Source organism: Candidatus Saccharibacteria bacterium (assembly GCA_016700015.1).
Taxonomy (GTDB): domain Bacteria; phylum Patescibacteriota; class Saccharimonadia; order Saccharimonadales; family Saccharimonadaceae; genus Saccharimonas.
The window spans coordinates 45,134-65,283 of the sequence record CP064995.1; the positions used below are offsets into that span (position 1 = coordinate 45,134).

The window sequence follows — 20,150 nt, forward strand, 5'->3', positions numbered from 1 at the left end:
AAGATCGACAAACTAGATGCGAATTATGATTCTCGGAATGAAGCGAGGATACGTTTCATCTCAGCCTCATGCTTACCAAGGTTACTGGGTGAAGTCCAGGCACTAATAATGTAGTAGCCACGAGTCGTTTTAATATAGCGTTCATAGTAGGTATAGTTGTGAAGATCGTAGGCTGCAGTGATTTTGTAGTCAATTTTAGTGAGATTGTCTGGGTTGGCAACGGTTCCACTTGGGAGTAACGTGCGCGCAGAACCAGTAAAGCGTGTATCGGTTTGGAAGGATTTGAACGATTGATCAGCATACGCTTCTATCGTGGTTCCCGTCGGGACATCTACTGTTTCTTGAAAATACACGATGACAGATGGGCTTCCTGAGGGTTCACTTTGAGCGAGTTTTGCATCAGTATATTCATCGCTAATATCTATATAGCTATTGGGGACAGAAAGTGTAATCCCATTCGCCGATACACTACGCTCAGCTGCTGATAAACCCGAATCACTGTTTGTTAGGGAGCTGGAGCCTGATGATGATTTTGGCTTGAAGTCATCTGGGTGAGCGATGGCATAGATGATAAACGCTGTGGCTACAATAAATCCTAAAATCATGCCAATCAGGTTGAGAATCCAACCGACCCGAGAGAGAACAGGTGACACGCCGGCTTTTTTGGCTTTGCTCGCGCCAATTAGCCCTAGTACAAATCCAGGCAAGCTAAAAAACAGGAAAACACAGACGATGCTAGCGATGCCAAATCCATCAGTATATGAAGGGGGCAATACGGTAGGCTGAAGTGTTGGCGCAGCTTGCTCTGGTGCCGATATTGGGTGATGTGCTGTTGTCATGATACCTATATTATGTATCTCAGAGTTCTTTGCCGCAATAGCTTTGTGATGAATTATGCGATAGCAACAAGTTCGATGTCGAAAACCAGATCGCTGTTTGGGGGAATATTGCTCGCAGCCCGAGCTGAGCCATATGCCATCTCGCTGGGTATGACGAGCCGTCGCATTCCGCCTACTTTCATACCAGGTACACCCTGTGACCAGCCACGGATTACTTGGTCAAGTCCGAACGTGATAGGCCGCCCTATGTCATGACTGCTCTGAAAAATAATACCGTTTTTGCATAGAGCACCAGTATAGTGTGCGGTGATAGTAGCGCCAGGTTTCACGGTAGCGCCGGTGCCTTCGCTGATATCAATAACTTGCAGTGAGTCAACTGCTGCCGCAGGGGAAAAGTCAGTGAGTTTGGTTCCTTCGTATTTTTTCATAAGCATAAGTATACGCTATAACGGACAGAAGTGTAAGGAGTATGTCAGCATCCACTTGGTACCGATCAAAAAGATACCACTAAGTGCTTGTGCTTTTTAATGCCCAGGGGTACCATAATGATATGGACCTACAGGGTGAGCTAACAAAGGTTATTAGTGGTGAAGTTGACACCAGTGACAAAACGCGTGAATTTTATAGTCACGACGCGAGTTTGTTTGAACTAAGGCCGAAGGCCGTACTATTTCCGCGGCATGCTGATGATATAAAAGCTGCCGTGCGTTTCGTCAATGAGCACAAAAAAGACATGCCAGACCTTAGTCTTACTGCACGTTCGCGTGGGACCGATATGTCCGGGGCGGCTATCAATGATTCGCTTATTCTCGATACAAGTAAGTACATGACTGCACTTCACGATGTTTCTGCCGAGCGGGCGACCGTACAGCCGGGCATGATGTACCGCGATTTTGAAGCGGAAACACTAAAATACGGTAGTATCTTACCAAGCTATCCGGCCAGCCGAGAGTTAGCGGGCATGGGTGGGATTGTCAATAACAATTCCGGTGGGGAAAAATCTCTACAATTTGGCAAAACTGACCGCTATGTGCAGCACATGAAGATGGTTCTGGCAGACGGCAACGAATATGACATACGACCGCTTGATCGCGATGAGCTTAATGGCAAAATGGATGCTAATGACTTTGAAGGTAATCTGTACCGCCGCACATTTGAACTGCTCGATCAGCATTACGATGAAATCAAGGCGGCAGCTCCTAAAGTAACGAAAGACTCGACGGGCTATCATCTGTGGGATGTGTGGGATCGTGACAAGGGTATATTTGATCTTACGAAATTGTTTGTAGGCGCACAGGGAACGCTGGGTATCAATACTGAAACCACGCTTGGATTAGTGCCCAAGCCCGAGCACTCGGGGACGCTCGTGTGTTACCTGAAATCAATCGACAATTTGGGCGAGATTATACCGGCCGTACTCGATGAAAAGCCGGCCACGTTTGAATGTTTCGATGACAATACGTTATGGCTTAGTTTCAGGTTTATCTTTGCATTTATTAAGCGTCTTGGATTTGTGACTTGGCTTATCATGTGCTTGCAGTTGATACCTGATGGACTCGCGTTAGTGCGCGGTGTCCCCAAACTCATCATGTTGATTGAATTTACCGGCGACAGTACTGATGAGGTAAAACAAAAAATTCACACTGCCAAAAAAAATCTGCAAAGATTTAATTTTAGCTATATGGAGGAAGATGATACCGAAGCGGACAGTCGTAAATTCTGGCTGATGCGACGTGAGAGTTTTAATTTGCTACGAAGTAAAGTGAAAGAAAAGCATACTGCACCATTCATCGATGACCTCATTGTACCGCCAGCGCGGCTTTCGGAGTTTTTGCCGCAAATTCGCGACATAGTGAAAAAGTATAGATTACTAGCAACCATTGCTGGACATCTTGGCGATGGCAACTTTCATATTATCCCGCTCATGAAAATTGAAGATCCTGCGGAACGCGCCAAGTTTGAGCCGGTTATGAAAGAAGTTAATAACTTAGTCATAAAGTACGGTGGCAGTGTGAGCGGTGAACATAACGATGGCATGATTCGCGGGCCTTGGCTGAAGGAAATGTACAGCCCGTCGGTACTTGGCTACATGAAAGAGATCAAAGAACTCTACGATCCGCTCAACATATTCAATCCGCATAAAAAGACCGATGCTACGTGGGAATATAGCTTTAGCCATATTCGCGACCACTTTTAGACGATTTGTACCTAGCACTCTTGCATATAGAGTGCTAATTCACTATACTAATAACAATGAGTGATAAACGTGATTATTATGAAGTGCTTGGTGTTAGTAAAAGCGCCAGTGATGATGAGATAAAAAAAGCTTTTCGTAAGCTTGCCGTCCAGCATCACCCTGACAAAGAAGGTGGTGATGAAACAAGGTTTAAAGAAATTAACGAAGCCTACGAAGTGCTAAAAGACAAGCAAAAGCGACAAAGGTACGATCAGTTTGGTCATGCCGGCGTCGGTGGTGCGAGTGGTTCTGGCGCTGGCGGCAATCCGTTCGAAGGTTTTAATTTTAATGGGCAGGACATTCATTTTGATTTTGGCGGCGCAGGTGGGTTTGGTGATTTGTTTGGCCAGTTTTTTGGTGGTGCCTCAGGGCAGCGCCAAGGCCCAAAACGTGGTCGCGATGTTGAAGTGCGAGTGGTGCTGACATTTGAAGAAGCGGTATTTGGGAAAAATGAGATGCTCAGCATGACGCTTGACGATGAGTGCACGCACTGTAAGGGTAGCACAGTTGAGCCCGGTCACAGTATGAAAACCTGTGAAACCTGCAAGGGAGCGGGCCAGCAAGTCAGGGTCATGAATACGATGTTTGGCGCTATCCAGCAGGCAGTTACTTGTGAAGCATGTCATGGTAAGGGTAAAGTACCCGAAAAAGCTTGCACACGCTGCAAAGGAAATGGTACCGAGCGTCGCGAACAGAAGGTGACGGTGAAAATACCGGCTGGGGTTGATGATGGTGTGACCATTCGCCTCAGGGAGCATGGCGAAGCAATTGGTGGTGGTACTAAGGGTGACCTGTATGTCCATATTCGGGTTAAGGCGCACAAAAAATTTACTCGCGAAGGCGACCTCATACTTAGCGAAGAACACATCAGTATGGTTGACGCGGCGCTTGGTTGTGAAGTCGATGTTGAAACAGTCGACGGGACGGTTACTATGAAAGTTCCGGCTGGCACCCAAAGCGGCACTGACTTCAAATTAAGTGGGCATGGTGTTCCACACCTGCGTGCGACGTCGCGTGGTGCGCATATCGTGAGTATCGTCGTCGATACACCCACGAAGCTTAGCAAAAAACAGCGTGAACTACTTGAGTCATTCGATTCGGCTAAGGGCGGTTTCTTCTCGTAGGATTTTATCCAGATGTTATACTAAAGTAAGATGCAATCGATCTTATAAACATCAATAACACCAATAACTTTTTGACACCATGCACGAAACTCAGCAATCCTCACAGCGACTCGCTCTACTAAAACCCAATATTATTGCTGCGGTTGTACCATCGAATATGACCGAGCAAAAGCAGGCGTTTATGCTGGGTAAAGTACGGAATCCACGTCATAATTACTCAAAACTTGATCGAAACTATCGTAAGGGTTTGAGGGCAATAGTAGCGGTTGGTGAGCGCGCAATTTCCTCTCTTGGTGTCCGGCGTCCTCGTCTTGAAGCAATGTATGAAGATACCATTGAGGATTATGTCGAGACTAATGAATTGATGTACTTCATGGATCAATATCGCAGAACAACTGATCCTGCGGCACGTCTTTTCTACCGCCAAGAGATTGTGCGACTCAACGCGGAGTTGTACGGTACGCCAAAACTCGCAGACTACCATCACGTGCTAGCACACTATACAGCGGATATACCGGTAGGACGGTTACGAGGCAAGGGTGCGGCAGTTTACGCCGAGCTTGCTGGTAGTTTTTCGCTCCTAGAGAGCGTAGAACGGGCACCATCGTACGCACCGGACCCAAAAACGCTTGCCTGGATGGGTCGAGTGGTTACGGAGCTTTATGGCGGGATGCTTGCTCATGTCGAAGACAATCGGCAGTACGCACCGGTCGAACTGCAGCAACTATTTCGTACTGTGATTCACGAAGAATTTGGCGGTGAGATTGCCGAAGAATGGCGTGTCGATCTCGAACCCGCCGCCGCGATTACCGTCGATACAGTTAATAGACGAATAATTATACCGATTGATCGGCAGCCTGTAAGTAGTGAGAAGGCCAAAGACCTGGTGGTGCATGAAATAGGTGTCCATATGCTGCGGTCTGTAAATGGCTATGAAACCGATATTCCACTGCTTGCGACCGGGCTTAGCCGATATGCTGATTCAGAGGAAGGTCTCGCCGTTATTATTGAACAAGCGCGTAAGGGGAAGTTTGTTGAGATGGGTCATGCAAGTTACTTGGCGGCATCTCTTGCCTATTTTGAGGGCAAAGACTTCCGCGGCACCTTTGAAGTAATGTGGCGTGTCTTAGCGCTAAAACGCATGGGTGACGGGCCGGACTTGACGGAAGAAATGATAGTAAAGGCAAAAAATACAGCTTATGCACTCTGTATGCGTACGTTTCGAGGTACCGACGACATCCCTTGGTTTAAAGATCTGCAATACTATAATGGGGCGATAGCCGTTTGGAAACATCTGGATGCAATTTGTGGCGATACCGATAAGTTTCAGCTGATGATGATGGGTAAAACAAGGATTGATGATCCCGCGCAGGATCGCATCGTGCTAGAAGCAGGGTCGAACTAGCGTACAATAGCACTATGATTGTTCGACAAGCAACTGAGGACGATATCGATGACCTGTTCCGTCTTTCGTGCCTCGTTCATCACCAGCCACCGTATGACATGCTTATCCCTGCGCACGAGCGAGAACGATTTTTGGCCGCCTTTCAGCTCGGCTCTTCGTTTGAGCAGACATTCAAAACAAAGCTGATGCGACTGATCAGCTCGCCAAATGGTCACGTATTTATTGCCGACGTTGATGGGGAGATAGCCGGATATCGGGCAGCGGAAGTTGGTCCAAATTCACTTGAGCTGCACGGATTATTCGTTGATGAGCGTTTCCGCGGTCACGGGATTGGCAAGGCACTTTTTACAGCCCCGATCCATCTTGCACCGCGTGGAGGTGTAATACGGCTTACGGTACTTGCTGGTAATACGGTAGCGCAGGCACTGTACGAATCACTCGGGTTTAAGGTGGTGGGTTCTGCCGAAAAGACCTTCTACGGCGCAGAGCAACTGAACATGCAAAAACAAAGCACAACCAATTGACAAAACAAGTATAAAATGATACAATTTTACCAATAGTAATAAACGACCCTATTGTTTAGGGTAATTGGCTGCGCCAAAGGAATAACTGCATGCTTGCTCATGATGATCCCGCTGCGACTTATCGGCTCCTTGAGAGAGAATTTACCGCACGCGGATACACCACGCGTGTATTTTACTTGGGTGCAAGCGAGGTGTTTGAAGCGGTGAGTCCAAAAGGTCGACGCTGGGTCACGCCGATTGCACACATGAGCTATCCAATGCAGTCAGCCTTCACCAAAGAAGTATCGATTCACAAGGATCTGGCGTACGAACTAATGAAAAATGTCGGCGTACCCGTGCCGTTTACCCAGGTGATTCGTGCTGGTGTCGAATTAAGCCTCAACGAAGCGGCGACACTACTTCAGCAGCAGCCACGGCTTATCGTAAAGCCAGCTGATAGTTCACTGTCACGAGGTCTGACACTTGGTATAACTGATGCGCCAGCGCTTGTCGAAGCGATTACCTTAGCTAGGCAGTTCGCCAGGAATGGTGATGTTATCGTTCAGCAACAGGTGTCCGGCGAAGAGCTACGGTTTGTATATAGTGACGGAAACATCGTAGCGGCCTTGCTACGCGAAACGGCCAAACTTACCGGCGATGGTGTGCATAGTATTCAGCAACTTCTCGACAAAGAAAATACTCAGCGCGCCGAGATAAAAGATTCGCTCGTGACTTACCCCCAGTTGAGCGATGACCTGATACAACCAGGAATTGATTATATGAAGGTACCGGCAAATGGTGAAACTATCGAGCTCAGTTGTTCGACGATGATCCGAGGCGGAGCATCGATTTACAACGTGATTGCGACTATTGACCCAAGCTACTGCGACCTAGCGCGGCGGGCTGCCGAGGCATTAGGCACAGGCTTTATAGTCATCGATATGATGATTAAAAATTACAAGCAGCCGTTTGATGGAACCAATGCATTTTTCAATGAATTCAATACTGCGCCCGTACTCAAACTTTGCTATAGCTGCCGCGACGGCAACCAGCTTGACATCGTACCGCTGCTCGTAGATGCTATAGACAAGAGGATTCACCTATGACAAAACAACGCACTATTGGCTGTCTTGAACGTGTAGATTTTCCCGCATTTGGGATAGTTGGCTCATGGGCGAAAGTCGATACCGGTGCGTATTCCGGTGCGCTGCACTGTACCAATATTAAAGTTGTTCGGCGCACCGCAAATGGTGAGCGGGTTCTAAAATTTTCGCCACTCGGCCAGGCTCCACAGGAAACAACGGAATTTATGAGCACCTATGTTCGCTCGGCCACCGGCCATCGTGTACGCAGGCATGTGATCGACACCCAGATCTGCATCGGCGGCAAAGAATATCCTGTGCGCATTGGACTGTCCGACCGTTCAGATATGAAGCGTCCAGTCCTGCTCGGACGGCGATTCTTACGTGAGAATAGCATGCTTGTCGATGTATGCATTAACCAAGAATTTGATGACGAAGGAGAAGGCACAAAATGAAATTAGCGATCCTCAGCAATGGTACCGCGAATTATTCTACTAAACGACTCAAAGAAGTCGCTGTGGCTCGTGGCCATGAAGTGAAAGTCATCAAGTACCGCGAATGTTACGCGAGTATTGAAAAAAATAATCCGACGGTAAGCTACCGTGGCGAAGACCTTGCCAGGTACGATGCGGTGATCCCGCGTATTGCCAGCCACATGACCAAATATGGCACGGCTATCGTTCGCCAAATGGAAATGCAGGGCGTATACACCGTCAGCAGCTCAATCGCAATTAATCGCTCGCGCGATAAGTTGCGCAGTCTGCAGCTACTTGCAAAAGCTGGTGTCGGCATTCCTAAAACGGTATTTAGTCGTAACTCGACTGACATTGATGACCTTATCGAAAAACTTGGCGGTACACCAGTGATTATCAAGCTAGCGCGAGGTACTCACGGTAATGGTGTAGTGCTAGCCGAAAGCAAAAAAGCCGCTAAATCAGTACTGCAGGCATTTTACCTTTCAAATGAAGAAGGCACCAACGTGCTGCTACAGGAATTTATAAAGGAATCGGCTGGTACCGACATCCGTGTGTTTGTGGTGGGGGGTAGGGTAGTTGCTAGTATGAAGCGCCAGAGCCTCGACGATGATTTTCGTAGCAACTTGCATAAAGGTGGCGAAGGTGCCACGGTTAAGCTAACTGAAGAAGAGCGCAAAATGGCCATTAAAGCAGCCAAAGCGATGGGGCTCAATATTGCCGGTGTCGACCTGATGCGTAGTGACCGCGGCCCACTAATTCTGGAAGTCAATGCCAGTCCTGGGTTCGGTATCGAAAAAGTAACAGGACGTGACGTGGCAACTCCAATCATTGAATATGTTGAACAAAACGCCAAGCGTGGTCACAAAAAAGACAAAGTCGGTGCCTAGTAGTATACTGTAGGCATGACCTTTTTGATCATGCTCGGTATCTATCTGGCTATACTTTTTGTTGTCGGATTTTTTAGCCGCAAAAGTATGGGCGTGCCGGCTCTGGCACTTGCCGCCGGTGCGGTGCTTGCTAAGCTGTGGACCGATAGCCTAACACCACTGATCGCTGGTACCGGCGTGATTATTGTACGTCCGCCGCTCAGTAGCATTGTTGCCATAGCCCTTACGCTCATACCGGCACTTATTCTCATGATTCGTGCGCCCAAAGCTACCCACCATCACCATAGTTGGTACTCGAGCCTCTTGTTTGCTGTGCTTGCAGCCATGCTCACCTACGGCGCCTTTGCCAACGCCGTGGTACTCGACGAAGCAAGCAAGCAGTATGTAGTGCAGCTGCTAGCCTACGACAAATACATCATCACGGCCGGTATAGTGCTGGCTTTGTTTGACATCATGTTCTATAAAAAACCACTACCACGCGATCATCACAAGAAGTAAGTATTGCCAAGTAAAACGTCCATCTGAAAGGATGGACGTTTTACTTGGAGGGCCCACCGAGGCTTGAACTCGGGACACCCTGCTTAAAAGGCAGGTGCTCTAACCGGCTGAGCTATGGGCCCGTATTTACGGGAACTGGGTAACGAAAGGTACATCATGTGGTGTATAGCTGCCTTAAAAGGCAGGTGCTCGACTATTGATCAGGCTGAGCTATGGGCCCGCGCTAACGGGAATACTACAAAAATATACCACCTAAGGGGTGGATTTGTCAATTAAAGGTGGTACGATAAACCGCAGTATGTATTGGCTACGCATTAAGATTCACCCGACATGGTATTTTACTGCCAGCTGTATGGGTGTACTTGTTGGTATTACTGCTGCGCAGTGGTGGAATAGCTTTGCAGAAATCATTTGGCTCTTTGTCGGGCTGATATGCTGCGTGCTTGCCGGAGCGGCAGGTCGAAGATGGCTTCTTGCCGTAGCGGTACTTGGTGGCGGACTAATTGGGCTATGGCGTGGTAGCATTGATCAGCAGGCACTGACCACCTACGCCCCACTCTATGGAAAACATGTTGAGCTAACGGGGAGAGTAGTCGACGATAGCGATACGAATAGCCGTGGCCAAACTACGCTTCGGCTCCAAAATGTGACAATGGAAGGGCATGGACTAGTGGGAAATGTTTGGGTGAGCACGCCGACGCCGCTTGCTGCTAACGTACAGCGCAGTGACACGGTACGTGTAGACGGCAAATTACAGCTTGGGTTTGGTAGTTACCCTGCAAGTATGGTTGATACGAAGTTTCAATTAGTCGCTCGCGAACAGCCAGGCGACGTAGCGCTTACGGCGCGTAACGGATTTTCGCAAGCAGTAAGCACGGCGATTCATGAACCTGCGGCGAGCCTAGGGATTGGTTACTTACTCGGGCAAAAGCGCGGTTTGCCAGACGACCTGGCGACGGCGCTGCAAGTCGCCGGCCTAACACACATTGTTGTAGCGAGCGGTTATAATTTGACGATTCTGGTGCGGCTTGGGCGACGTTTATTTGAAAAAATCTCCAAATACCTATCGGCACTTACTGGCATAGGGTTAATTGCCAGCTTTATTGCCATTACTGGGCTTAGTCCAAGCATGACCAGGGCTGGGCTTGTGGCAGGACTTGGGCTGTGGGCATGGTATTATGGTCGTAAGTTTCACCCTGTGACCCTGCTTAGCTTTGCGGCGGCCGTGACGGTGCTTTTCAATCCAAGTTATGCGTGGGGCAATGTCGGCTGGCAGCTGAGTTTTGCAGCATTTGCTGGCGTTATGATTGTTGCACCGCTGCTTACTGCTTACTTTTTTGGAACAGAGCGCCCGCCGAGTATTGTGCAAATTTTAGGCGAAACTTTTTCTGCGCAGATTGCCACCCTGCCGATTATTCTGTTTATTTTTGGCAAATTTAGCGCGATAGCAATTATTAGTAATTTGATCATTTTGCCATTTGTGCCGCTTGCAATGCTGCTTACTTTTATTGCTGGACTGACGGCACTCGTGGTGCCGGCGTGGGCAACAATTGTTGGCTGGCCCGCACAGTTGCTACTTGATACCATGATTGCTGTCATTCGCTGGTGTGCTGATATACCATGGGCGCTTGTGGAGTGGCGATTGCCGCTTGCTGGCGTCATAGGCTGGTATGTGGCCTTGGTGCTCGCTTGCTGGCACATGCAGCGCGCCAGCGGCTACAAATTACGTAATGCCTCGATTGTCGAGTAGAAATTGGTTTTCACCTCTGGTATACTAAGGGCAGATTGATTGACAAAAAATAGGAGTATGTATGTCTGGACACAGTAAATGGGCGACGACCCATCGTCAGAAAGCGATTGTTGATGCCAAACGCGGCGCTGTATTCACAAAAATTGGTAACATGATTGCGATCGCGGCTCGGGGTGGCACCGACCCTGTCATAAACTCTAGCCTGGCACTTGCCATCGAAAAAGCTAAAGCCGCCAATATGCCAGCTGCAAACATTCAGCGGGCGATTGACCGCGTAGCCGACAAAAACGCGGCGCAGCTCGAAGAAGCGACCTATGAAGCGTATGGGCCGGGCGGTGTTGCATTTATTATTGAAACGGCAACCGACAACAAAAATCGCACGTACCCCGAAGTTCGTACGGCTATTACCAAAAATGGTGGCACGATGGCAGACGCCGGCAGTGTGATGTTCCAATTCACGCGCAAAGGCGTAATACGGCTCAACACGACAGACGAAGAAGTGTTACTGGCTGCACTCGATGCTGGTGCCGAAGACGTCCAAGAAGAAACGGGTGGACTAACCGTCTATACCGACATGAAAGATCTCGCCAAGGTACGCAATACACTAGCGGCTGCTGGGTGCGCTATCGAAGATGCTGAGCTACAGTATGTACCAAACGCCTCTGTGCCGGTAGATAATCCAGAGACGGCACGAAAAGTTATGAAAGTAATGGATGCGCTCGATGAAGTCGATGATGTTGTGAATGTTCACACCAACGCCGATATTACCGTTGAAGTTTCGGACTAATCGACGATTTGCTGTAAAATTTACCAATCTATCATGCCTATGTTTGCACTGCCACATGACATAGGTGTATATGTAGGGTAATTGCAACAATAATAGGGGAGCTGGGGGAATGCGACCAAAACTTTTGGTGTCTTTAGTGTGTGTTATGGTGCTCGGTATTGTAACCACCCACCGTGCTGCCGCGCTCGCGACGACCGAAACCTATTTTCCCCTCACATCTCCGCTTATTATTAGTGCCTATCAGACGCAAGCTTCCGGTAAGGACGTGGGATTGATTGAACTTTACAACGACGGTGACATACCACTTGATATTACCAAGTGGAGTATTGTTGATGATATCAACAAACGCACCCTTCAAATCTCGAGTCACTATAGCGGGCTGTTGGAGCCAAATCGGCATGTCGTGCTCGCAAAACCATTAGTGGTTGACCCACCAAGCACGTATCAAATTGATGGTTGGCATGAAACGGTTGTTTCGCCACTTGCCATCACTACATTGAGCCTGCGCAGTCCAGGCTTTCGGAACAATGATGTCGCTGTTAAGCTAACGACTGCACTGATGCAGCGCAACCGCGGTGTTGATGGCTATTTGTCGACATTTACTGATGTCAGTTATCGCAGTCTGTTTGACGATGGACTTTATGTGGCGCCGCAGGAACCAAAAGATTTGATGGTAGACGAAATTTACTCCTATGCGAGCGACTGTGCACCATTTGACGCTAGTGTACTCTGCAGCGATTATGTAAAGCTCGTTAACACGGGAAACGATGAACTTGTACTTGATGAGTATGTCCTTCGTACCGATAGTAGCTCGTCAAATCGCACGGCTTCCAATACCATTCATTTGGCTGGCTCCCTAGCACCAGGCGACTACAAAACTGTTTGGTTGACAGATGATGGGAGTAGACTATCACTTACCAATAGCGGCGGTTACGTGTGGCTGGAAGACACCTGGGGTACGACGCATTACGACAGCATACTTACGCACTACCCATCTGCAGGTGTTCACGAACAAGGACTGGCTTATGCGAGAAATGCCGGTAGCTGGAGCTGGACGACAACACCGCAGCCCGACCGAGCCAACCTGATAACACTGCCAATCGAACCGGTGACGGAATGTCCGGCAAGTAAGTACCGAAATCCCGATACGGGCCGCTGTCGCTCCGTCGAGGAAGCGGTGAACGAGCTTGCGACCTGCCCTGAAGGTCAAATGCGTAACCCCGATACCAATCGCTGTCGCGCTACGGCGAGCGCAAAGCTAAGCGTGACACCATGTGGTGAAGGGCAAGAACGTAACCCGCTCACCAATCGCTGTCGCAGTATCGCCAGTGCCGTCGCCGAGCTGCTACCCTGCGATGAAGGCTATGAGCGAAATCCGGCCACTAATCGCTGCCGCAAACAGCAGACGTCGGCCATGCCACTCGCACCTTTCCCAGTTCAGCCGGTTGCAACTAGCAGTTCGTCATCGACAATGTGGTGGACAGCAGGTGCAGTTGCGGCGGTGGCACTAGGCTATGCGGCGTGGGAGTGGCGTCGAGAATTTCAGGCGATGGGCTTAAAGGCCATCCGCGTGGTGACACGCCGCTGGTAACTCGCTATACTGATAGCATGAAGCTGCACCCCGCTACCGTCGACTCGCTTTGTGTAAAAGCAAAGCCATACTACAACCCATCACAGCCGTATCACAACTGGTCGCATGCCGAAGCAGTCATGCGTGATAGCCTTGTTTTGCTCAATAGCGGCGGTCGCTGGACGCGACACGTCAATCGCGGGCTTCTGCAGATTGCGGCCGCTTGGCATGATGCCGGGCACGACCATCAAGACGCGGCCCATTTTGAAACGAAAGAGCACTATGCAGTACACCTCACCATGGAAGCGCTAAAGCGCGATCTACCTTTACGCCAGCGTAAAGAAATAGCCGGAATGATTTTAGGTACCCGCTACAAGGCTCACCGTGCAAGTATGGGTGCAATTGCGCTACACTATGGTGACGTCTACAACATGGGGTTGCCGTATGATAAATTTTGTTCCCATACCGATAGGCTTTGGCAGGAATACGGTTCACCACCTTGGCATGAGTTTTGGCAATCGGCAGCTGCCGTGATCACCCAGACGATTACAGAAGGCGATAGGGAGTTGCCGCGGATTGGGGTTGATGACGGAAAATGGCTCTCGCAGGCCCAGCAGAACCTTATTCGTATGCAGCAAGAAAGAGCAGGTGAAGGCAGGTGAGAATTATTGGCATAGATCCAGGTACCGGCATATTGGGCTTTGGCGTGATAGACGCGGTGAAGGGGAGAACGACGCTTGTAACCGCAGGAGTCATCCGAACACCGGCGCATACTCCCCTGCCCGTTCGACTTGAGGAAATCTACCAGGGTCTTAGCGAAATTATCAGTGAAACTAAGCCGACTGTTATGGCGATTGAAAAACTATTTTTTAATCAAAATATCACAACTGCCATGAGTGTCTCACATGCTCGTGGCGTCGCAATGCTGACTGGCCAACAGGCGGGACTACACATTGAAGAATATACACCGCTTCAAATTAAACAAACGATGACGGGTTACGGGCGCGCCGATAAAAAGCAGATGCAAGAAATGGTGCGCATGCAGCTTGGCCTCAAGGAAGTTCCGAAGCCCGATGACTGTGCCGATGCTTTGGCGGCGGCGATTATGTGTGCGTTCTCACTCCGTGGCGCACAGGGAGTATAATAAAGAGGTATGAAAAAGCATCAACCGGCTCGGATGAACCGTTATAGCAATCTGGCCAGCAAGTCGAAACCTCACAGTTCATCGCGTCGTCACCGTACTCGCCAACCAAGAATGATTGCATGGTTTGTGGAGCTAAGTCTGAAGCGCAAGGTATTGGTGTTGGCGATGCCAATATTACTTTTTCTGATTGTCACGCCCGTTATCACCTATCTACTGCTTGCCAATGACATTCGTGACCAAGAGCGCTTGATGAACCGTAATAATACCGGACTCGTATTGCTCGATAAAGACGGTAAATCATTTTACAGCATAGGTAAGGCCGAACATCGCACGCTCGTACAGCTCGACCAAATGGCTCCTGACGCAAAGAACGCCCTGATAGCAACCGAAGATAAGGATTTTTATAAGCACGCTGGCTTTAACTTAGGCAGTATTATCCGTTCATTATGGACTAATCTCGTTTTGCGACGCGCAGCCTATGGCGGCTCGACAATTACACAGCAACTAGTGAAGAATACCTTGCTGACTGATGACAAAAACGTCTTGCGCAAGTATCAGGAACTGGTAATGGCAATCGCAATTGAGCAGAATTATACAAAAGACCAGATACTCATGATGTATCTAAACTCAGTCTATTATGGGGAAAACGCCTTTGGGATTGAAGAAGCGGCCAAAACCTACTACGGAAAAACACCGAAGGATCTGACATTGGCTGAAAGTGCAATGCTTATCGGCATACTCCCCGCCCCGAGCGCCTACTCGCCAATTAGTGGCAATGCGGACTATGCTAAGCAGCGTCAAGAAAAAGTGTTAACCAGAATGGTGGCTGAAAAATATATTACCGAAGATCAAAAAGCAGCTGCACTCGCTGAACAACTGACGTACGCAAAATCGGCCGATACACCTGACTCAATTGCACCGCATTTTGTTGAAATGGTGATTGGTGAGCTGAGCGAAAAGTATGGCTATGAGCAGGTAATGCGCTCAGGGTTTCAAGTGACCACAACGCTTGATACTAATGCGCAGGGCATCCTCAACCAAAGTGTTGCCGGTCAACTTGGCTATGTGAACCGCAATGGTGGGAGCAACATCAGCGCAGTAATTATCGACCCAAAGTCTGGCGAAATTAGGAGCCTTGTTGGTAGTGCCGACTACAACAATGACAAATGGGGCAAGGTGAATATGGTAACGACTGCAAGGCAGCCGGGCAGTAGCTTCAAGCCAATCTACTACTCGCAGGCGCTCGCCGACGGTGTTATTACGCCGGCTACAATCTACCATGATGAGCTAACCGACTTTGGTGGTGGCTACAAACCAATGAACGCTAGTCGTCAGTGGTATGGCGATGTCACTGTTCGCAAGGCACTAAACTGGTCACTCAACATACCGAGTATCAAAGTGATGCAGGATTACACGATTGATAAATCAGTGGCTGGCGCGAAGAAGCTCGGCATACAGCTCGATCAAAATCGTGATCACAACTTGACTCTTGCACTTGGCTCCGAAGAAGTGCCGCTACTTACTATGACCAATGCCTATGCCGCGTTTGCCAACCAGGGTCAGCAGTATAAGACCGCTGTCATTAAGAAAGTTGACGATAAGTTTGGGAAGCGTATCTTGATGAACAGCCAGACAAGGAACCAGGCAATTAACAAAGAAGGCGCGTACCTTATATCGAATATTTTGTCTGATAATCAAGCGAGGTCGGGTATTTTTGGAAGCTCATTAAATATACCGGGACACACAGCTGCAGTAAAAACGGGCACTACCAACGATAGTCGTGACGCCTGGACGATCGGATACACGCCCGACTATGTAATTGGAGTTTGGGTTGGCAATAACGACAATTCACCGATGAACAACGGTGGTTCTGGAATGGCGGGGCCAGTGTGGCGTAACACACTTATCAAGTTGCTTGTCGGTGTGCCAGATAAAAAGTTTGATATGCCTAGCGGCATAGTTCAGCGAAATATCTGTACGGCAAATGGCGGCCTGGCAAGCAAAACTGGCAGTGGAACGTACAGTGAGTATTTTATGGCCGGTGCGCTACCGACAAAATCCTGTACACCAGATCCGGTGATTATCACAGTGTGTAATCTTGATACGAAGAAGACTGAGTCAATTGACGAAGAGACGTTTGATTCCGTACGTTACTCAAAAAATCTTGACGACTGTAAACCAGTTACTATCGCTGTTTGCGATCTTGCCACTGGCCAGATAAAGATAATAGAAGAGATTGACTATGACACTGACCTACAATCGAAAGATACTGGAGACTGCGTTGCTCATGTCAAGGCATGTGACACGACAAACGGCACTGTTGTTTGGGTGAGGACAGCCGAGTTTGTGCTACCTCGCTATACCAATGACATTGAAAATTGTGTCGCATCGCCTTAATCGACAAACATCGGCATTGCAACTGACGATAAGTGGTATGAATTTTCGTAAAGCCATGCGGCGACGTCGTCGGGTGCTCGTAGACGTACGAGCCCTCCGTGTTGTATAGCATGGGCTATTGCGTCAACACTTACGAATAATTCTGTGCCAAAGTGAAGTATCGGATACCGCGTATGCCACTGCTTTTCTAATTTGCCTATAGGAGAAATTTCGACACAGTATTGAAGTGTGAGCCGGCCATGGGGGAGGACTGTCACGGGGTACTGTAGGTCGGGAGCATCAATTGGCGAACTGATGATTTTGCCAGCTAACGGTGCATTGCCTACATAGAGCTCAATCGCAGCCTCTTTGTATGCATTGGCGGCATCCTCTGCCGGTACAGTTAGCATACTAAGCAGTGTTGCGCTACGTGCCATATCAATGAAGTAGCGAGGGGTGGGCATGTCGAACAAATCTTCGTTGATGTATCTCACCATTTGCTCTAGTTGCTCTTGGTGTGTAATGCCGCTCATGACGTCATTGTACGGTTCGCACAGTATTCGTGCAACAGCCCGAGGTGTGACATAATAGTAAGTATGATTGCGCATGTTGACGGCACGGTTGCAGAAAAATTCGCAGGGGCGCTCATTGTTGATGTAGCAGGTATTGGCTACGAAGTAGCGGTTGCGGCTGGTGAGTATGATGCTGCGCAGCTAGGACAGGGTATTAAACTGTATACCTATCATCATATTCGCGAACAGAGCCAGGAGCTATTTGGCTTTAGTAGTTTGGCTGCGAAGAAACTATTTGAATTACTTATTACAGTGCAAGGTGTAGGGCCCAAGGCTGCGCTGGCAATTCTCAGCATTGGTGAGGCTGAGCATGTGCGTAATGCGATTGCCAATGCCGATAGTGCGTTCATCGTGCAGGCGAGCGGCGTGGGCAAAAAGACCGCCGAAAGTGTCATCGTGAAATTATTTGACAAAGTCGGCATGCCGATTATTTACAAAAAACAGAGCGGCGTGCAGACAGAATTAAATACCAGCGATGAAGCACTCGAGGCGCTGATTGCCCTTGGGTACACATTGAGTGACGCCACGAAGGCACTCGAAACAGTCGATCCAAAGCTTTCGACAAGCGAGCGCGTGCGCGAGGCACTGAGGGGCTAACTATGGCAATTGAGCGCATTGTTGATACCAGCACGCATAATGATGATGCGGATGAGCAGCAGATTGAAGTGACGCTGCGGCCGCAGAGTTTTAAAGAATATGTCGGGCAGGAAAGGCTAAAGAAAAACCTAAAACTTAGTATTGATGCCGCCAAAAAACGCAGCGAACCAATCGACCACGTGCTCTTATACGGCCCGCCAGGCCTCGGCAAAACTACCATGGCGACTGTGATTGCGAACGAAATGAGTGCGAGTATTCGTGTCACAGCGGGGCCAGCCATTGAGCGGGCAGGCGATCTAGCTTCAATTCTGACGAATCTCCAAGACGGCGACATACTATTTATCGATGAGATCCATCGTCTGAGCCGCACAGTTGAAGAGGTGTTGTATGCGGCGATGGAGGACTACAAACTAGACATTGTCATCGGCAAGGGTCCGGCAGCTCGCAGCGTTCGGCTCGATCTTCCTCGTTTCACAGTTATCGGTGCCACTACTCGTACCGGTGCACTTGCGGCACCATTGCGAGACCGTTTCGGTCATATCTACCGACTTGAATTCTATACGCCCGATGAAATTGCGCGTATTATCACGCGCTCGGCGGGGATTCTTGGAAGTAAGCTTGAACAATCGGCAGCCGGTATGTTGTCCACGCGCGCTCGGTTGACACCGCGTATTGCGAATCGTTTACTAAAACGCGTACGTGATTACGCTGATGTTAATGGCGATGGGATTATTGACACAACAACGACTGCTAAGGCGCTCGAGATGCTCGAAATCGATAGTATGGGGCTTGATCCGGCCGATCGCAACATGCTTAGCCTCATGATCGATACGTATGGAGACAATCCGGTAGGGCTAGCGACTATTGCCGCACTGACTGGAGATGAAGCAACAACTATTGAAGACTTTTATGAACCATTTTTGCTACAAATTGGTTTCATTGAGCGAACACCTAGGGGTCGCCGAGCGACGACGCGCGCCTACTTACATTTAGGTAAAAATCCTTCGCAACAACCCTAAGCCATAGCGTATAATAATAGCATGGGCCACATGATGGAACGATGGGTTCACCGGGACACATTAAAAGAAGATAATATCGAGTCGAGTTTGATGTCAAACGAGCAAGAATCTGAACTAATACAAAAGCCAGTTGCCTACGATGTTGATGGTAGGCCTCTGTATGCTGCACCGGTCATGCCGTCACCACAGCCTCGAGTAGTACATGTTGCACGCTCGACCGAGCCAATACCGGTTGAAGTTTCTGAGACAACAAAGCAACGACACCAAGAATCAATGCGTGCATTTCCTTGGCTTAATCTTAGTGATCACGAGTATATTATTAGCGCTGTGCGCCGTCACCCCATAGGCATGTGGGGTCCATTGCTCGCAACCTCTATCGCGGTCTCGACAGTGTTTATTATGCTTATGAACTATCCGTATATCAGTGAATTACTCGGCTTGCCAGTGGCATCGTATGGCACTGTACTGCTAATAGGTGTGCTGATGGCGATACTATTTCTTATTGGTGGCTACCTGGCGATATGGGTATACACCAATAATCGTTTTTTTCTTACCAACGAAAGTGTTATTCAGGAAATACAAGCCAGTATATTTTCTAAGAAGGAACAAACTGTCAGCTTGATGAATATAGAAGACGCCAGTTTTAGTCAGCGCGGACCAATGCAAACGTTACTCAACTATGGCTCAATTCGTCTCAGTACCGAGGGCGAAGAGACAACCTATCGGTTTGATTATGTGTCGAACCCAAAAGTTCAAATCGCTATTTTGAATAACGCTGTCGAGGCATTCAAAAACGGTCGTCCCGTTGAGGGTCCCGCTAGCACGAACGAAAACGACTAGTTACTTATTGCGATTGGTTTTTATAAAGTCGTCTTCGCGCTCCATGGCGCTCCGTAGACTGTAGCCGCTGCACTTTCCAGCGGTGTCACAACCGGTGCCTTCATAGCGATAATCGCTTGCTGAGTCACCCAGCTTGACGCCATCTGGGTCGGTAAAGAGCGCTGGGTCGACGGATCGGAGCACCTTACTATCAATGCTTGCAGGGTAGCTTTTGTTTTTTTCGTAGTACACCTCTTCAAGACTATAGTACATAGCATTGATAGCGACCTTACGCTGTGAGTCGCGAACGACCGCGCTGACCGTGCCTTTTTCGCTGTAGAACACCCAACCACCAACGACGAGGATGACAATAACGACCATGAGCTCAAGAACAGTAAAGCCGCGATGTTTCATGGTGCTTATTATAGCAAAACAACGCTCTGCTGCGATATACTAAATACAGTAA

Annotated in this window: 21 protein-coding genes and 1 tRNA gene; 17 read left to right on the forward strand and 5 right to left on the reverse strand. The window is 48.8% G+C overall.

Annotation, left to right across the window (positions count from 1 at the left end):
• Positions 1–23 precede the first annotated feature (23 nt).
• A complete protein-coding gene (locus IPM09_00280) occupies positions 24–839 on the reverse strand; it encodes a hypothetical protein (protein QQS21983.1) in 816 nt (271 codons plus the stop codon).
• Between the two features lie 53 nt (positions 840–892).
• On the reverse strand, positions 893–1,267 hold the full coding sequence (locus tag IPM09_00285) for an FKBP-type peptidyl-prolyl cis-trans isomerase (protein ID QQS21984.1): 375 nt from the start codon (positions 1,265–1,267) through the stop codon (positions 893–895).
• 122 nt (positions 1,268–1,389) lie between these two features.
• On the opposite strand from IPM09_00285, the gene IPM09_00290 reads away from it, so the two are divergent.
• From IPM09_00290 to IPM09_00325, 8 genes are all read left to right on the forward strand, one after another.
• Positions 1,390–3,036: an FAD-binding oxidoreductase gene (locus tag IPM09_00290; GenBank protein QQS21985.1), complete on the forward strand. Its 1,647-nt coding sequence runs from the start codon at positions 1,390–1,392 to the stop codon at positions 3,034–3,036.
• A 56-nt stretch (positions 3,037–3,092) separates the two neighbouring features.
• Positions 3,093–4,199, forward strand: coding sequence for a molecular chaperone DnaJ (gene dnaJ / locus IPM09_00295; GenBank protein ID QQS21986.1), 1,107 nt, complete (start codon positions 3,093–3,095; stop codon positions 4,197–4,199).
• A gap of 79 nt (positions 4,200–4,278) precedes the next feature.
• The gene (locus IPM09_00300; protein ID QQS21987.1) at positions 4,279–5,604 is read left to right on the forward strand and encodes a DUF1704 domain-containing protein; all 1,326 of its coding nucleotides are present in this window, start codon (positions 4,279–4,281) and stop codon (positions 5,602–5,604) included.
• A gap of 14 nt (positions 5,605–5,618) precedes the next feature.
• Entirely contained in the window at positions 5,619–6,128 is a 510-nt protein-coding gene (locus tag IPM09_00305; protein ID QQS21988.1) for a GNAT family N-acetyltransferase, read from the forward strand.
• A gap of 89 nt (positions 6,129–6,217) precedes the next feature.
• A complete protein-coding gene (locus tag IPM09_00310) occupies positions 6,218–7,213 on the forward strand; it encodes a hypothetical protein (GenBank protein ID QQS21989.1) in 996 nt (331 codons plus the stop codon).
• Entirely contained in the window at positions 7,210–7,644 is a 435-nt protein-coding gene (locus tag IPM09_00315) for an ATP-dependent zinc protease (GenBank protein QQS21990.1), read from the forward strand. The genes IPM09_00310 and IPM09_00315 overlap by 4 nt, the downstream gene beginning before the upstream one ends.
• Entirely contained in the window at positions 7,641–8,552 is a 912-nt protein-coding gene (rimK, locus tag IPM09_00320; protein QQS21991.1) for a 30S ribosomal protein S6--L-glutamate ligase, read from the forward strand. Before IPM09_00315 ends, rimK begins: the two co-directional genes overlap by 4 nt.
• A gap of 15 nt (positions 8,553–8,567) precedes the next feature.
• Positions 8,568–9,050: a hypothetical protein gene (locus IPM09_00325; GenBank protein QQS21992.1), complete on the forward strand. Its 483-nt coding sequence runs from the start codon at positions 8,568–8,570 to the stop codon at positions 9,048–9,050.
• Between the two features lie 45 nt (positions 9,051–9,095).
• Here the strand turns inward: IPM09_00325 and IPM09_00330 are convergent.
• Positions 9,096–9,172: transfer RNA gene (locus IPM09_00330), tRNA-Lys, on the reverse strand.
• A gap of 137 nt (positions 9,173–9,309) precedes the next feature.
• Between IPM09_00330 and IPM09_00335 the strand changes: the two genes are divergently transcribed.
• The 6 genes from IPM09_00335 (at position 9,310) to IPM09_00360 (ending at position 16,698) form a co-directional block, all read left to right on the forward strand.
• Positions 9,310–10,800, forward strand: a complete 1,491-nt coding sequence (locus IPM09_00335; protein QQS21993.1) for a ComEC/Rec2 family competence protein — start codon at positions 9,310–9,312, stop codon at positions 10,798–10,800.
• Between the two features lie 61 nt (positions 10,801–10,861).
• Positions 10,862–11,587 (forward strand): YebC/PmpR family DNA-binding transcriptional regulator, encoded by a 726-nt coding sequence (locus IPM09_00340; protein QQS21994.1) that lies wholly within the window; start codon positions 10,862–10,864, stop codon positions 11,585–11,587.
• Positions 11,588–11,696: 109 nt separating this feature from the next.
• A complete protein-coding gene (locus tag IPM09_00345) occupies positions 11,697–13,178 on the forward strand; it encodes a hypothetical protein (protein ID QQS21995.1) in 1,482 nt (493 codons plus the stop codon).
• Positions 13,179–13,195: 17 nt separating this feature from the next.
• Complete coding sequence (locus tag IPM09_00350) at positions 13,196–13,819, forward strand: hypothetical protein (GenBank protein QQS21996.1); 624 nt, start codon at positions 13,196–13,198, stop codon at positions 13,817–13,819.
• Positions 13,816–14,301 carry a crossover junction endodeoxyribonuclease RuvC gene (gene ruvC, locus IPM09_00355; protein QQS21997.1) on the forward strand — a complete coding sequence of 162 codons (486 nt, stop codon included), beginning with the start codon at positions 13,816–13,818 and terminating at the stop codon, positions 14,299–14,301. Before IPM09_00350 ends, ruvC begins: the two co-directional genes overlap by 4 nt.
• A gap of 9 nt (positions 14,302–14,310) precedes the next feature.
• Complete coding sequence (locus tag IPM09_00360; GenBank protein QQS21998.1) at positions 14,311–16,698, forward strand: PBP1A family penicillin-binding protein; 2,388 nt, start codon at positions 14,311–14,313, stop codon at positions 16,696–16,698.
• Here the strand turns inward: IPM09_00360 and IPM09_00365 are convergent.
• Positions 16,695–17,210, reverse strand: coding sequence for a hypothetical protein (locus IPM09_00365; GenBank protein QQS21999.1), 516 nt, complete (start codon positions 17,208–17,210; stop codon positions 16,695–16,697). The two genes, IPM09_00360 and IPM09_00365, sit on opposite strands and share 4 nt — an antisense overlap.
• Positions 17,211–17,273: 63 nt before the next feature.
• On the opposite strand from IPM09_00365, the gene ruvA reads away from it, so the two are divergent.
• Genes ruvA through IPM09_00380 form a run of 3 tightly spaced genes read left to right on the forward strand, consistent with a single transcriptional unit; the run spans position 17,274 to position 19,705 of the window.
• Positions 17,274–17,846 (forward strand): Holliday junction branch migration protein RuvA, encoded by a 573-nt coding sequence (ruvA, locus tag IPM09_00370; GenBank protein QQS22000.1) that lies wholly within the window; start codon positions 17,274–17,276, stop codon positions 17,844–17,846.
• 2 nt (positions 17,847–17,848) lie between these two features.
• Positions 17,849–18,865, forward strand: a complete 1,017-nt coding sequence (gene ruvB, locus IPM09_00375) for a Holliday junction branch migration DNA helicase RuvB (protein QQS22001.1) — start codon at positions 17,849–17,851, stop codon at positions 18,863–18,865.
• A gap of 21 nt (positions 18,866–18,886) precedes the next feature.
• The gene (locus tag IPM09_00380; GenBank protein ID QQS22002.1) at positions 18,887–19,705 is read left to right on the forward strand and encodes a PH domain-containing protein; all 819 of its coding nucleotides are present in this window, start codon (positions 18,887–18,889) and stop codon (positions 19,703–19,705) included.
• Here IPM09_00380 and IPM09_00385 read toward each other — a convergent pair whose 3' ends face one another.
• Positions 19,706–20,098, reverse strand: a complete 393-nt coding sequence (locus tag IPM09_00385) for a prepilin-type N-terminal cleavage/methylation domain-containing protein (GenBank protein QQS22003.1) — start codon at positions 20,096–20,098, stop codon at positions 19,706–19,708.
• Positions 20,099–20,150: the final 52 nt, after the last annotated feature.